The sequence below is a fragment of the Plectonema cf. radiosum LEGE 06105 genome (genome assembly GCF_015207665.1).
Taxonomy (GTDB): Bacteria; Cyanobacteriota; Cyanobacteriia; order Cyanobacteriales; family Nostocaceae; genus Rivularia; species Rivularia radiosa_A.
The window spans coordinates 16,904-30,522 of the sequence record NZ_JADEWL010000034.1; the positions used below are offsets into that span (position 1 = coordinate 16,904).

A 13,619-nucleotide genomic window follows, 5' to 3' on the forward strand; every position below is an offset into this window, starting at 1 on the left:
GGTTTGTATAAATTACGAAGAGCGATACCGTACCTTAAATATGAATTATGAGGGTTAAACCCTTGAGTGCAAACTAATAAAAATTTAATTCATCAAAATTTAATATAATCGTCTTAAATATGAATTTTTAGTAAAGCTTGTTTAATTAAAGTGAATATGCTATCAGTAAAAATACCCTATTTATCGCATTTTTTAAGAGAATATTAAGTCAATATGAATCGCAAATTAACATTAGGCTTCATTTTACCTTTTCTATTTTCTACAGCAATCCCTGCCACAGCGCAATCTCGATTGTTGGATAAAAATACTGCTTTACAAACTGTTGCTGCACGAATATTAAATGATAGTCAATATCGTAATGTCCAGATGAATTGTCTTTCTTTTGTCACGGTTAATTCTAATGCATCATTTTTCGATTTTATTGTGCATGAAAAACACGGTTCAGGATGTCCTAGTGCTTCCAATCCTAAACTGATATTTGAGCGTTTCAGAATCAATCGTAATGATTTACGAATCGAACAATTCGATAAAGTTGGCAATCGTTGGATAGCGGAAAATAAAGTTGAATTAAAAAAAACAAACGTTCCAATATTTATTGGAGAAATTAATAAAAATCCTCAAGCATTTAATAATTTTATGCAAGATAATATCGGTAAAACTGTTTATTTAGAAATAGTTTTTGGTGAGACAATACCACAAGGTTATCGTTCCCAAGAAAGTGTACCTTTTTTTGAAGTTACTGAAACACCAACAAAACAAAATTCTAAGTATCACACTTACTTTATGCAGCAAGCCGGAAACGGTTATAACTGGGGTAAAGTTACCAATTATGACGAAAAAAATCGTAAGTTATCCGGCTTTTTTAAAGTTGGAACACCAAAGAAAATAAATGACGAATGGACTTCTTTTGATATTACTTTTGTACCGCAGTAGAAGGGAGTTAGGAGTGAGGAGTTAGGAGTTTTGAGTTAGGAGTTTTGAGTTGGAATAATATTCTTCTGTATTTAACGTGAGTACCCCAACCCTGTTCCCTATCTAAACGAAATGTTTAATTAATTTTCCACAAGTACTTACCATAGAATTGACAAATCCAAAACAAACCCCGGTAAGATATCTTCTCCGGATAAACTTGTAGGAGAATCCAATACTTCTACTGCTTGCCCTTGACGATAGATTTCTACCCGACGATTTTTACGGTTAAAAAGCCAGCCTAATTTGACACCCGCAGCCATATACTCAACCATTTTTTCTTGAACATCGCTTAATTGATCTGAAGGTGACATCAATTCTAATACAAAATCTGGGGCGATAGGAGGAAACTTTTCTCGCTGTTGTTCGCTAAGTGTATTCCACCTGTCTAATTGTATCCAAGATACATCTGGAGAACGGTTGGGACCATTGGGGAGTTTAAAGCAGGTAGAAGAATCGAATACTTTACCAAGTAAAAATTTGCGGTTCCAAAGTACAAATTCCGCATTCAGTTCTGAGTTACGGTTTCCTGTTTCTCCTCCCGTTGGTGGCATTACGATTAATTCTCCCCATTGATTGCGTTCTAATTTGACATCGGGATTATCCTGACATAGTTGGTAAAATTGGTCGTCAGTAAGTTTGACAACGTTGTTAAAGTTGATGGTGATGGCAGTCATAACTATTTATACCTTTTTGTTAACTATTTATTGTTAACTGTTAACTGACAAATTATCGATTAAATAATAATAGTATTGTTTGAAATGAACCTACCAATAAACCTAAAACGCCACCTAAACTTACAATAGCTTGTAACTCATTTTTAACTATTCCTTCAATGGCATTTTCTAAGTCAGCAGGTGATGTTGATTTGATTCTATCGATAATTACTTGGTCAATTGATAAAATGGGAATTGTTTGAGCAACAAGGTTTTCTAAATCTTTTTCCAAGTAACGTTCTAAAAGTAATGCTAATTCTTTACTAACTACTTCTAAAGATGAACTCATTACTTGTGAATTACTCAAACGATTTAACAGTAAACTTGCTATTTTTTCCCAATCTAAGGATTTACTGAAACCTTCTAGTAACTCACCACCCCGCGTTTGGATATAATGACGAACGCTGTCTCCCGTGGTTTTCCGTAACTGACGAACTGTACCCATCGGTAAGTTTTGTAACGAAACATTTTGCACGATTTTGCGAATGCGATCGCGAACTTGTAAATCTTGAGTTAATTCTGTGATGCGAGCGTTGGTTGCGTCTTTTTCATCCAAGCAATAGGTACGTAAACGAGTTAAACTGTTGCGTAAACCGAAGAGGTTTGCGACTACCCAGTATGTACCGCTGGTTCTTTCGCGGAAACTTTCATCGATGGTTTGAATGGTGCGGTCTGTGAGAAAATCAATTATGGCTAAACGAATAGTATCTGCGGGTAAAACGACTTGCAATAACCAATCAGCTAAACGGTAAGCTTGAACCTCACTCAGTTGGAATTCTAGTAATATTTGGTCGAATATCTGATCTATTTGCGCTTCTAAAAAATCTTCTCGTCGTGCTAAAACTTTGAGTAGACGGGGTAATGATTCTCCGAGCAAATCTTTGAGAATTCCTGCTAGGATTTTAGTCGTTTTCTGCTCTCTATCATCTTTAATTTGATTGATAGCCATTTGCAGTAACCAGAGAATTCCTGACTCTACTCGTTCTCTTTCTAACAAGCGTCGTGCCAATTTTTGCAATTCTTCTGGTGTCAGCAGCGACTGCATTATGGTTTTAGAAACATTCTTAGCTAAACGCTCTTGATTACGAGGTATCAATCCAGGGGTAAATGGAATCCTTTTCCCACCGATATAAATTGCTCGGTAAGGACGAAATAACATTTTTATCGCTAAATCATTGGTGAAATAGCCGATAATTGCACCTGCTACGGGGGGGGTAATATATAACCAGAGATTAGATAAATCCACGATAGGAATTAGGAATTAGGAGTTAGGAGTTGGGAGTTAGGAGTGAGGAGTTGGGAGTTAGGAGTGGGAAAAAAGTAGAAATTCTCAAGTTAAATATATAATTCTTTTTTCTCAGATAAATTATTTTTACAAATTTATAATTTGGTCAAAATGGAATAGTAATCAAATAATCATGGGATAAATTCCCTAATTTTTCAATTCAACTACTTTTTTCATTAACTCTTAAATCTTAACTCCTAACTCTTAACTCTTAACTCCTAACTCTTAACTCCTAACTCCTCACTCTTAACTTTTTGTTAGTACTAGCACTCCCATCATACCGTTTGCGATGGGATAGTGTACCGCAGAAGCAAAACCAACTTGATTAGCTATCTTAATTTGCTCTTTACCTGATGGGAAGCGTTCCAAGCTGGGATTAATATAAGCATATTCTTCTTTTAAACCCATTTGACTGGCTGCGGGAACTACGAGATTATCTAAATACCATTGCTGAAAGCTACGTATTACAGGATTTTCGGGACGATGAAAGTCTAATATTGCAGCTTTCGCTTTTGGTTGTAAAACTCGATGTAATTCGCTTAAACAACGGGGAATATCTGTAACATTTCTTAATCCATAACCCATTGTAGCGGCGTTAAATTGATTATCATCAAAAGGTAATTCTAGGACATCAGCTTCTGTCCAAGTAATAGAAGGAATAGAATAATATTGCTTATAACGTTGTTTAGCTACTTCTAATAACTCTGGAGAAAAGTCTACAGCCTCTACCTTACCACTTTTCCCGACTCTACGAGCGATGCGAAAAGCCAAATCACCGCTACCGCAACACAAATCCAGACAGGTGTCTCCCGTCTTGGCTGCGCTCCATTTAACCGTCATTTCCTTCCATATCCGATGTTGTCCGAAACTCAACCAATCATTTAATTGATCGTAAACAGGTGCAATGCGGTTAAAAATGGAGCGAATTTCAGACATAGCAGTGAGCAGTTAACAGTTATCAGTTATTAATTATCGGTCATCAGCTATCAGTTATTTTAAAAATTTCAACCCCTCTCTCCGATAAGGAAAGAGGTTTACATTCTCTTCGAGTTAACTGTTTGCTCACTGTTAACTGTAATGGGCGCAATTAAGTATAAGTGCTAAGACTTGTCCGGAAAGGTGAATCAATTTTAATTCATCTTCTTGTAAGGTACAAGGTTTTTTCCACTGTAACGATAGTACTGCGGTAACTTGATTTGCGTGAACGACGGGGATAGTCAAATGTGCTTGTGTATTTGTATCTGAATAATGAGCTAGGTCTTTGAGCTGCTCTGATGCAAGTACATTTACGCAAACTTTTACTTTTTTAGTTGCAATAGTTTCCTTGATTAAAGGGTCTCGATCCAACCAGTTATCTAATATTCCGTCTTGACTAAAGGTACCACTAATAGAAGTCAAACTGTCGTTTTCTACTAATTGCAAAATACAACCATCAGCAGCAAAAGTTTCTCCATAGATTGCGGCAATTGGTGCTAAAGTTTCCTCTACACTGGAAACAGTTTGGCTAATCTGTACCGATGAAGTTAATAACGCCATTTGGGAATTTGCGCGACGTAATTCTTCAGTACGCTGTTTAAGCAAATCGTAAGTTTCAGCAGCCCGTTGTACAACTCCTTTGAGTTCTTCGGGGTCCCAAGGCTTGGTAATATATCTGTAAACTTGTCCAGCGTTAATCGCGTCTACAAGGTCTTCAATATCGGTAAAACCAGTCAAAATGATGCGTACTGTATCGGGAAATTGAGGTAAAGTTTTGCTAAGAAATTCAGTTCCCTTCATTTCTGGCATTCTTTGGTCAGAGATAATTACAGCAACTTCTCCTTCCTCAGCTAATACTCTTAAAGCACTAGTACCGCTATCTGCTTTCAACACTTGAAAGTCACGACGAAAAGTTCGGTACAACAAATCTAGATTATCAGGTTCGTCGTCTACCACTAAGATTTTTTGTTTTTTACGTCTTTCTGAAGTCATTAATTTACTCTGGATATTATTTAGTTCGTTTGGAAGATTTTTCATTATACGTATTCCTTCACATCATCATAGGTGCTTTTTTATATTTGATACAAATCTATTTTGTATTTTTTCTGTAATCTTTTTAATGATTAACCTAAGTTAGATGAAAATCAAAGAAGTCAGGTTTTTAGGATAAATATCTGTAATCTCAGAGAACAGTCAAACTGAGGTTAATCATTAATTTCAAAGGGTTATTATCTAAATTAAGGTTGATATTAACCGCGAAAACACGGAGTTAAAATTATTGTCCGATGCTGGATTATTCTTTGATAACTCATAATTTTAACTAACGGTAGAGTATTCACCCCAAGATTGAAGTTGATTTTTTTTACTTTCAGAGAAAATCTGTAACCATGAGTTTTGTCTAGTTACGCCGTTACATCATAAAATTGTATTTACTACCGTGAATTTTCCTATCCCCAGTTATGACAGATTTCCCATCCCCAATTCAAAATACTGAAAATCAACCAGATCCGGAAGTAGTCCAAGAATTACTACAAAAACTCAGACAAAAAGAAGGAAACTGGGTGGAATGGGGACAAGGTTGTGCTTATTTGCAAAAAGTCGGTTACAATCCTCAAGACATTTTTGAAGCTACTGGTTTTGAACCCATTCAGCAGAATCAAATTATTGTTGGCTCTCAAGTTTATAATTCTTTGAAAAAAGGTGGTGCGCCGCAGGAAGTACAATCATATTATTCCCAACGAGGAAGCGATATCTTATATGAGTTGCGTTTGCTCACTGAAGAAGAACGTGCAAGTGCTGCTGAGCTTACCTTTGAGCATAAAGTTGATGCAGATGAAGTTAAAGAAGTAGCTAGAGCAATCAAAGATTTTTCCCGCTTGCGTAATTTACCGGAAGGGTTTTCCGCACATCCTGGAGATGCGGTGGCTTATCAAACTTGGAAACAAGCCAGACAAAAATCAGATTTGCAATTGCGATCGCGTTTTATTGCTAAAGGTTTAAAGTTTGCTCATACTGAATCAGCGCGGAAAAAAATCGAACATTTATTAACTGATTTTACCGTTGTTCCCCAACGTCCCGCACCGTTGTTACCCTTTTACCGTCTGGAATCTGATGCAGAAATGTCTCGTGTAGTTCCGGTGGTGGGTGAGTTACCATTGACACCGAATGATTTGCAAGCGGTGCCTATAGTGGAAGAAAATGGACCATTTAACATGGTAAAATTTGCAGGTGAGGGCGCGTGGGTACCTTTACCAGGTTGGCAAGTGGTGTTAGCTGCTCAAGACCCTGTGGTAATATTGTGTAACAGCGACAGATTTCCCAACCAAGACCAAAATACTCCACAACCAATAATGGTAGCCATAGATCGTTCCCAAAGGAAATGGGATTCTGGTAGTTATTTTGTCGTAGAAAATTCGGGAGAATTAGATTTTCAGTGGTTTGAAACCGAACCAGAAGTAGACTTATTAGGAAGAATAATTGTGATCGTCAAGCCGAAGAGAATTTTGGATGAAGAATTTACCAAAGATTCTTGGCAAATTGATGAATAAGGAGTAGGTTTAAGGTTAAAGGTCTAAGGTTAAAGGTTAAAGGTTAAAATTCCGGTGGTACCGTAGAGATGTAGCATTGTTAGGTCTCTACAATTCATAACTTTACTGTTGTGGAACTTTAACAAAATTACAATTAGGCTGCAATGAAAGAGTGTCGCATTTTACTTGGACTAGTACGCCGATTTGATCATCGTTTTCGGGGGGGATTTTGCGTTCATCTTTGATGCGTCGTTCATCTTTGATGCGTCGTTCATCTTTGATGCGGCGTTCATCTTTGATGCGTCGATCGCCATTTTCAAATTCTACTTTTCCTACTGCACCTTCGATAGAAAAATCCGGTGCAGATAACTCCTTTTGAAGTCCTTCGCGAGTTGGATTGTTACCCATACGTCGCAAACCTTCAGCAATTGCTATAGTGGCATCATATGACATAGCGGTACGCCAGTTTACTTGAACATTCCAAAGCTTTTGAGCATCTCTTTCAAATGAACTTTGATTCGCTTGATTTTCGTTTGGAAACCAAGGAATTGCAATCATCAGATTTTTGGCTTTCTCACCCTTATTCTCTACTGCTTGGCTATGCAAAGAATCTCCACCGAAGAGTGTCAGATTTGAAGTTTTATTGCTATCTAAAATTTCCAAAGCTTTATTCAAAGTTATACCTGTTTCAGGAACAAGCACTAATACACTTACTATTTCATTAGCCTTTTTGACGCAATTTTCGAGATTGGGATTATTGAAAAGGTCACATTCGCTAAGATTAATCAATTTACCATTTTGTATTGATTGCAGTTGATTATTCAATTCTTCGCGATAACTTTTGCTGTAGGGACCACTAGAATCATAGGCAATAGCTGCTTCTGTTTTACCTAATGTTCTAACCATATAAGTAACTAAATTTTTAATTGCAATCCCGTCATGTGTTGGTGTACGGAAAACATATTTATTCAAATCAATTCCATAGTCTCTGTCTCTATTAAGAGAGTTTCTCACAGCAGTGCTGGTAGGAGAAACTACAACCATTTGGTTTTCTTTATAAACTTTTCCAGCTTCGAGAGTTGCTCTAGTTGAATAATGACCAACTACAGCTAAGATATCCTTCTTATTTGCCAATTTTGTAGCTACTTGTGCAGATGTAGAAGCCTTATCTTTATCATCAACAATAACGATTTGTAACAGCCTACCTTCAATACCACAGCTTAAATTAATTTGATTTTGAGCTTGGGCAACTCCTTGCAATATTTCTTCATTGATTTGGTTTGTTGTATTGCCAAAAATAGGAGCAATTACAGCAATTTTTAAAGGCTCTAGATTTTTTTGAATAACGCAACGTTGAGTACCTGTAGTTAAAACCGGAAGCTTAACGCTTTGTGAAGGTTCCATCGCTACAGCATTATTCAGATAAATTAGTGTTTCTGGGTCATTCTGATTTAGTTTAAGCGATTTTTCCAAATATCCGATTGAATCTTCGTAATTCTTTTGGGAAAAAGCTTCTATACCTCTTTGTTTCCATATATTGGAATTATAGTCGATTAATATTTTTTCTCCCCAACTAAAATTATCGCCTAAGTTTTCTAAAGTATCTCCGGAATCTGATATTACTTCTGATTGTTTTAGAGGAAGATTTTCGTTAACAGTTTCAGGTTTAGGTAAATTTAAATAAGTGAACATAACTACGAATATTACACTTGTGAAAATTGCTATTTTCTGAAGTGAAATTGTTTTTTTAGCCCAAATTAAAGGACGTGCTGCGGGGTTTTGACAAATGACAGGTAACGAAGAAGCACAAGGAAATTCTTCTTCCATCCATTCAAGACGTTGACGTGCATTTCGTACCGCTAAATACAAAGAATGTCCTTGGGAAAAATCTTCTAAAAAGTATTGCAAAAACTGTCTTGCTACTTCATCGGGTACAGGTTCACGCATTACAATTATTTGCGGAATTTTCACACCACTCAATTCATCCGCTAAACCCAAACCATCACAGGAATTAAAAATTGCTAATTTTAAACCATTTTTAACCGCAGTTCTTAACGCATTTCTCAACCGATTTAATGAAATACTCTCGCTATCATTAATTTGAATTTCTCCGCTGTTACATTCTTCTCTAGAAGAACTATGTCCCGCAAAAAATAGAATATCCCAATGTTGCTCCCACAAACTGTGACTAAGTTGTTTTATTTGAGGTTTTTCTAAAAAAGTAACTTTCGCTCCCCGCTTGCGTAAATTTATTAATAACTGTCGATCTAAAGATAAATCTAATCCTTCACTACCACCGAAAATTGCCAAAATTTTTATAGGACGTTTTAAAGGTTCACTAGAACGTGAATACTCTGCACTCAAAGCAAATTCGGCTTGAGGACGATTGTGAAATAATTTCCATAAATGCCAAGGAAGCTTTTTTAAATAAATATTATTAGTATCTATGATTACTCTTATTAATTCATTTGGATAAGTTTTTTCTTCTATCCTTACCTGTAATTCTCGGAAGGAAAGTTGAGCAAACCACTGAATCAAATATTTTTCAAATCGATTTCTAGCAATATTTTCATCTTCAATTACAGAACAATTAGTAATTTGAGCCGCAGGAATATTAATTTGTCTAGTTTTACCCAACTCGCGGTATTTGTCTTGCCAATCTCGATATAATTGGGGAATATCCGGTGCCGGAGCAAGTGTAATCTCTTGTTTAAAGAATCTTCGACCATCTTCACCAATTTCAAGCATTACACGAAACCCTTGGTCAAAACTGCCTTCGTAAATATTCAATACAACAAACTTGCTCATGACGCTTGGGGAGTAATGGTTTTTCTTAAAAATTCGTCTAATTTATAACCGTAATTATACTGAAGAATAGATTATAGATGCTAATGTTTCCATTTTTAATAATATTTGTAATAATATTTGTAATAAATTTATTCTTTTTTACACCATAGGAATAAAAAACTTTGCGTCCCTTTGCGTATACCTTTGCGTCCCTTCGCGTTAAAAATATCAAAAATGTAGAGACGAATTGTATCACATCTCTACAAATAAAAATATTGCTTTGAACAGAGAAAAATCGGCGCATACAAATTATCTGAATAACTAAACAATAAATCTCTCTGTAATATTTGCATCTCCTAAAGCAACCTGAATGTTGAATTTATCTCCTAATTCAGCAGTAAATTTAAACTGAATATAGTTATCTTTATTTCTAGATTGTACTGTAAAAAACGAGTTTCCCTCTGCATCTAAACCGCTGAGTTGTAATCCTAGGGGAAGATGAATTTTACCACCTCCCGGATATACTCTAATTAAAATTGCCAAGCTTTCATCCGGTTTGGGTAAAATTGCCACCATCAAAGCCACAGCATTTTGATCAAAGTGTATACCCAAGTCAATTGCTTTTCTGATTCCTCCTGCGGGATTTTGTGGATTTATTTCCCAAAGTAATTCGGCGGCTTTCCAGCGAATTTCTTCATTGTGAGTATTTTTTAATAGATGAATTAAAGCTTTTTCAGAATCGGAATCAACTTTAGTTATCTCATCTTGGCTAGAATATAATTCTGTTACTATATCTTCCATTTTCTCAGAATTCGCAATTTTAGGAGAAATATCTGCAAATACAAAAAGAGGATTAATTGTTCGTTTATCTATGATTTCTTGAATATTTCGCCAGTTTGTATCAATCGCATTTTCTAACCATCTATTTAACTGGATTACAGTTTGATTAGAATGTAGAAGTTCAAATAAATTATCTAAAGATTGCAACTTGTTAAGATTAAGCATAGTGCTGTTAACTTGCGGCACAAATCCGAGTAAATTTCCTTGTTTACAATCTTCATCAAGCTGCACTACAACATAACCAATACGGTTATTCCAGACATCTTGAGGAACGTAACAAGTATCATTACCTTTTAATATTGAACGACATTCTAAATGTCCCTTTTCTGGTAAATTTAAGTCCGCAATATTAGTACTTAATCGAGCAACAGTATTCCAGCTATAACTCTGTTCTAATGAAGTCGCTATGTCTAACATTTGTAAATAGTTATTAGTTACTAATACAGCCAAAGTATTATGGTAAACTTGCTTGGCTTTTTCGGGATTTGATTGTTCTTGAGCAAATTTATTTGCCTGATTTCGCTCAGATTGAGTAATCGGAATAGAAATGATTAGCTGTTCTGTTGATATCATCAGTAAATACCGTAAAAATAACTTTTGCTACGTGTCTATATATCCTTGTTCTCTGCCAAAAGCTAGCAGACAAGGAAGACATTTGTGGTTGTAAAAATGATTGAGAGTACTTTCTCTTTTCCCAAATTTTTCCGCTAATTCACGCCAAGTTTTTGCATCAGGAGGTAGTTTATATTTGAGCAATACTTGACAGTTAATATGCGGAAATGAACGAATATGAAGACGACGTAATTCACTACCTTGTGTTTCAATCCATTCTAGAGTTTCTTCTAAAATTGGTTGCGGTTTGTCAGGTGCAGGTAACTTATCAATTGGATCTATCGGATTTGATTCTTCAGATTTTAAATTAGCTGCTTTAATTTTCATTTCTTCAGCTATTTGTTGCCGAATATCTAAAAGTCTATACTTTAGATGGACATTAAACCAAGTAATTACATTCGCTTGAGATGCATCATATTTATGAATATTTTTGCAAAACCAAAACCAAGTTTGTTGTAATCCATCTTCATAATATTGCTCCCGAATATCGCTACCTTTCCAAATTTTTCCTGAGTGCTGCATTTGAGAAATCAATTGATTTAACAATCGCTGTCGTTTCAGGCTACCATTCGGATGTTGACAAACTTCTGTTGCTAATTTATTTAGCTGCCCGTTTAAATCTTCAGAATGTGTCATATGCGTAATGCTAATATGTGACAGAAAAACGATTGATATATCGGGTGTTGCTCTAACACAGCTGCTCCTACAATGATTTTGAATTGTCTGCTTCATTAGGTTGTCAGATGTAAATTCAAAAATCCGCTCAATTCTTTACAAAACTTTACATTTAGATATAGATAGGGAATAGTTTTATAACTGAGTGGTAATTATATAAATCATCAAGGCTTAACTACTTATCACGTCTCCCAAGGATTTCAAAATCACGCAAAATCATTTTCATACATCTTTTCAGCAACGCCCAAAATTATATATTTTTTTAACGCAGAGGAGCGCAAAGGAAGGCGCGGAGGTACGCAGAGTTTTTTGTGCGGAATAACCTAGTTGTTTTTTTGACAGCGATAAAGTTGATAAGGAATGCCGATACGATAATGTTGGTTAGTGTCGATGTTGCAAGATAATGATGGAGAAACTTGAATTTGTTGGGGATAATCGTTTCGGATTCTTCCGGGTGCAAATATCCACAAATTAAGTTGAGAAATATTTTGATTGGGTAATTGGGAAAGGTTTTTAAAAACCGATTCTAATCCAACGGATTGATTAAAGAAAGCAAAATTATGATAATTTGATGCAGGAATATTGCTATTTTGAAAACTCTTAACTTCCCTTTCCAAACCCAAAGCAAAACTTAAACCCAAAGCCACATCTTGATAATTACGATATGCCATTACAGCCATTAAAGGAACAGTTGGTTGTTGGTAAATATTTTGTGCTACTTGTTGGGGTAAATATGGTTTTTGAAAAGCTAAGTCAGATACTACGAATAGACAGCTAATAAAGCTAGTTAATAAAACGATTGGTAAGAATAATTTTTGAGTGCTAAATTTGAGAATATTTTGTTTTGTTAGAGAATTTTCAGCGAACAAAATAATCCGACTACTATTGTTTTCAGAAATCAAAGCGGCTGCAATTAAAGCGCTGAAGCTGGGATAATAAATGAAATTATAACGGGGTGCGACTGTAATATCTTTACCGAATATGTAAGAAATCGCCAAGATTCCTAACAATACGAAAGTTGTAAAACTCAATAAAGTTAAAGTAGGTAAACGAGTTTGTGGTTCTTTTAACAAAAACTTAATTCCTCGAAATACTTTCCATCCCAACCAACCCGCAAATAATAACATTAACAAACCAGAAATAATTGTTATTGGTAAAGGCTGTTTTTCTACTGGTAGAATAACTACCATGATAATCCAATTAATCAAAGTTTGATATAGCGGTTCAATGTGTTGAGGAATAGGTAACCAATTGGTTTCGGAACGATTTAAATGATTTTGCATTACCCGAAACCAGGGAATTAAGCTAATCAAAACTACACTATTAGATAAAATCATTGTTAGCAAAACTTTTCGGATTTTGAGAATTTTCAGCTTTCTCCAAATCAACAGCACTAAAGTTGCAACTTGAGCGATAAAGACAATAATGCAAAAATAGTGAATATAAATACTGATAATATTAATCATTGTCCATGACAGCCAAACCCAAATCCTGATCTTAATTTGCTGTGATGCAAAAATATCTCGTTGAATTTGTATAAGTGCTAACAAAGATAAACTTATTGTCAGCATTGGTAAAGTATAGTGTCGCGCTTCTTGGGATAAATAAACCGCAAAAGGTGAAACAGCAACAATTGCAGCACCCATCAATCCAGCTTTACGGGAAAAAGCTAATCGGTTAAGAAAATATACCGTCACAACTAAAGTTACACCAAACCATACAGATGGCGATCGCAATTTACTTACCCAATCATCTCCCAAGGGTTTCATCCATCCCAGAAGCCCATACATCCCGCAAAAAAACAGCGGTGGATGGGTAGAATCAGTAGCAATATTTTGAGCAATTTGACTACAACTTACCCCAGTTTGATAGGTAAAAACATCTCGCAAACTTTCCACAGAAAATACTATATCCAAAGGAATAGAACTATAATTTTTTCCTAAACTAAAGATAGCGGTGATAACTTCATCCATCCACAAAGGCTTAAGTTCCAAATTGCAAAAACGCAAAATAATCGCGATGGCAATAAAAAAAGTTAAACCCAGATAATGTAAATAATGTAAATTAAATTTATGATTTGTCATCATTGAATTATGAAATAATTGAGGAAATGATTTGTCTATTCAAATAAACCTCAATGTTTTTATCAGTAAGTAAAAGCAGACTGTAAAGTTTATTTAGCAAGGATTTTAGGATTATGAGCTTGAAAAAGATAGGTGCTTTTTATACATT

10 protein-coding genes are annotated in these 13,619 nt (G+C 35.3%); 2 read left to right on the plus strand and 8 right to left on the minus strand.

Annotated features, from left to right (window positions below):
* Window positions 1-213: 213 nt before the first annotated feature.
* Window positions 214-933 carry a hypothetical protein gene (locus IQ247_RS12640; RefSeq protein ID WP_193920442.1) on the plus strand — a complete coding sequence of 240 codons (720 nt, stop codon included), beginning with the start codon at window positions 214-216 and terminating at the stop codon, window positions 931-933.
* A gap of 137 nt (window positions 934-1,070) precedes the next feature.
* On the opposite strand, the gene IQ247_RS12645 is transcribed toward IQ247_RS12640, so the two are convergent.
* From IQ247_RS12645 to IQ247_RS12660, 4 genes are all read right to left on the minus strand, one after another.
* Complete coding sequence (locus tag IQ247_RS12645) at window positions 1,071-1,646, minus strand: Uma2 family endonuclease (protein ID WP_193920444.1); 576 nt, start codon at window positions 1,644-1,646, stop codon at window positions 1,071-1,073.
* A 52-nt stretch (window positions 1,647-1,698) separates the two neighbouring features.
* Window positions 1,699-2,934, minus strand: coding sequence for a DUF445 domain-containing protein (locus IQ247_RS12650; protein WP_375341228.1), 1,236 nt, complete (start codon window positions 2,932-2,934; stop codon window positions 1,699-1,701).
* 282 nt (window positions 2,935-3,216) lie between these two features.
* Complete coding sequence (gene ubiE / locus IQ247_RS12655) at window positions 3,217-3,906, minus strand: bifunctional demethylmenaquinone methyltransferase/2-methoxy-6-polyprenyl-1,4-benzoquinol methylase UbiE (protein ID WP_193920448.1); 690 nt, start codon at window positions 3,904-3,906, stop codon at window positions 3,217-3,219.
* A 132-nt stretch (window positions 3,907-4,038) separates the two neighbouring features.
* Window positions 4,039-4,983: a response regulator gene (locus IQ247_RS12660; protein WP_193920450.1), complete on the minus strand. Its 945-nt coding sequence runs from the start codon at window positions 4,981-4,983 to the stop codon at window positions 4,039-4,041.
* A 422-nt stretch (window positions 4,984-5,405) separates the two neighbouring features.
* Here IQ247_RS12660 and IQ247_RS12665 point away from each other — a divergent pair, with 422 nt between their 5' ends.
* On the plus strand, window positions 5,406-6,494 hold the full coding sequence (locus IQ247_RS12665; RefSeq protein ID WP_193920452.1) for a RuBisCO accumulation factor 1: 1,089 nt from the start codon (window positions 5,406-5,408) through the stop codon (window positions 6,492-6,494).
* Between the two features lie 102 nt (window positions 6,495-6,596).
* On the opposite strand, the gene IQ247_RS12670 is transcribed toward IQ247_RS12665, so the two are convergent.
* The 4 genes from IQ247_RS12670 to IQ247_RS12685 all read right to left on the minus strand — a co-directional run bounded on the left by IQ247_RS12670 (window position 6,597) and on the right by IQ247_RS12685 (window position 13,474).
* On the minus strand, window positions 6,597-9,281 hold the full coding sequence (locus IQ247_RS12670) for an ABC transporter substrate-binding protein (protein ID WP_193920454.1): 2,685 nt from the start codon (window positions 9,279-9,281) through the stop codon (window positions 6,597-6,599).
* 300 nt (window positions 9,282-9,581) lie between these two features.
* Window positions 9,582-10,673, minus strand: a complete 1,092-nt coding sequence (locus tag IQ247_RS12675; RefSeq protein ID WP_193920456.1) for a DUF1822 family protein — start codon at window positions 10,671-10,673, stop codon at window positions 9,582-9,584.
* Window positions 10,674-10,700: 27 nt separating this feature from the next.
* Window positions 10,701-11,348: a sigma-70 family RNA polymerase sigma factor gene (locus IQ247_RS12680; protein ID WP_193920458.1), complete on the minus strand. Its 648-nt coding sequence runs from the start codon at window positions 11,346-11,348 to the stop codon at window positions 10,701-10,703.
* Window positions 11,349-11,710: 362 nt separating this feature from the next.
* Window positions 11,711-13,474: a glycosyltransferase family 39 protein gene (locus IQ247_RS12685; protein ID WP_228059698.1), complete on the minus strand. Its 1,764-nt coding sequence runs from the start codon at window positions 13,472-13,474 to the stop codon at window positions 11,711-11,713.
* Between the last annotated feature and the right edge of the window lie 145 nt (window positions 13,475-13,619).